The 1,766-nt window shown below is 47.1% G+C and carries 2 tRNA genes and 2 rRNA genes; all 4 read left to right on the top strand.

Annotated features, from left to right (window positions below):
• Nucleotides 1-175 (top strand): 16S ribosomal RNA (locus QVO88_RS02385); the annotation flags it as partial.
• 148 nt (nt 176-323) lie between these two features.
• Nucleotides 324-399: transfer RNA gene (locus QVO88_RS02380), tRNA-Ala, on the top strand.
• Between the two features lie 49 nt (nt 400-448).
• A tRNA-Ile gene (locus tag QVO88_RS02375) sits at nt 449-525 on the top strand.
• A gap of 159 nt (nt 526-684) precedes the next feature.
• Nucleotides 685-1,766, top strand: a 23S ribosomal RNA gene (locus QVO88_RS02370); the annotation flags it as partial.

Here is a 1,766-nt window from a genome sequence, read left to right as displayed (position 1 = left end):
GCGGTGAATACGTTCCCGGGCCTTGTACACACCGCCCGTCACGCCATGGGAGTCGGTAACACCCGAAGCCTGTAGTCTAACCGCAAGGAGGACGCAGTCGAAGGTGGGATTGATGACTGGGGTGAAGTCGTAACAAGGTAGCCGTATCGGAAGGTGCGGCTGGATCACCTCCTTTCTATGGAGAACAGAGAAGGAAAAGAAAACTTCTCATAAAATAATTCTCCGGTCAGCAAAGGTTTAAGAAAGTAGTTTTTGTTCAATTTTGAGGATGCTGGAAACAGTATCTTTAAAACAGCACAATGGAGTACCTAGTCCCTGCATATGGGGGTGTAGCTCAGCTGGGAGAGCACCTGCTTTGCAAGCAGGGGGTCAGGAGTTCGATTCTCCTCATCTCCACCAAGGGACGAAGGAAGACGAACAGCTTGAGTGCCGTTATGTAAAGCATAATGGGCGCATAGCTCAGGTGGTTAGAGCGCACGCCTGATAAGCGTGAGGTCGGTGGTTCGAGTCCACTTGTGCCCACCAGCAAGAGAGATCTTGCAAGGAATGAAACTTGAAAATTGAATAATGAAAAGCAAAAGTAATGCAAATGAGGAAAAATGAACGACAATAACGAAAGTTAAAGTCGGGTAAAAAACCTGCAATTAGCATAAAAATTAAGAGGATTAGACATAATTCAAAAATGGTTAAGCTAAGAAGAGCGTAGGGAGAATGCCTTGGCATTAGGAGCCGATGAAGGACGTGATAAGCTGCGATAAGCTGCGGGGATCAGCAAGTATGAATTGATCCGCAGATTTCCGAATGGAGCAATCCGTATGTGTATGCACATACATCATATACTGAATCAAATAGGTATATGAGGGGAACCGCCTGAACTGAAACATCTAAGTAGGGCGAGGAAGAGAAATCAACCGAGATTCTGTGAGTAGTGGCGAGCGAAAGCGGAAGAGGCTAAACCATAGGTAGCAATACTTATGGGGTTTCGGACAGCATTTAGCATTGATAATTTCTAGTTGAAACGTGTGGGAAAACGTACCGAGGAGTGTGAGAGTCACGTAAGCGAAAGAGAAAGTCAGCGAGCTGTATCCAAAGTACCGCGGGACACGTGAAACCCCGTGGGAAGATGGGGGGACCATCCTCCAAGCCTAAATACTACCTAATGACCGATAGCGAATAGTACTGTGAAGGAACGGTGAAAAGAACCCCGGGAGGGGAGTGAAAAAGAACCTGAAACCCTATGCTTACAAGCACCGAGAGCACGTCAAAGTGTGATCGGGTACCTTTTGTAGAATGGTCCGGCGAGTTATTGTATGCGGCAAGGTTAAGTGCTTAAGGCACGGAGCCGAAGCGAGAGCAAGTCTGAATAGGGCGAAAGAGTCGTATGCAATAGACCCGAAACCGAGTGACCTATCCATGTCCAGGCTGAAGTGGAGGTAAAACTCCATGGAGGGCCGAACACACGTCCGTTGAAAAGGCCGGTGATGAGGTGTGGATAGCGGAGAAATTCCAATCGAACTCGGATATAGCTGGTTCTCTCCGAAATAGCTTTAGGGCTAGCCTCGTGAAAGATTACTGGAGGTAAAGCACTGAATGGGCTAGGGGTCGAAAGATTACTGAACCCTATCAAACTAAGAATGCCAGATAATTGATTCACGGGAGTCAGACAATGTGAGATAAGTCTCATTGTCAAAAGGGAAACAGCCCAGACCCACAGCTAAGGTCCCTAAACATTGTTAAGTGGAAAAGGATGTGGGGTTGCATAAACA

Origin of the sequence: Ruminococcus sp. CAG:57 (assembly GCF_000435935.1) — a bacterium.
Lineage (GTDB): Bacteria > Bacillota > Clostridia > Oscillospirales > Ruminococcaceae > Hominimerdicola > Hominimerdicola aceti.
The sequence above is the reverse complement of the archived record's forward strand: the minus strand, read 5'-3'. Positions and strand labels throughout refer to the sequence as shown.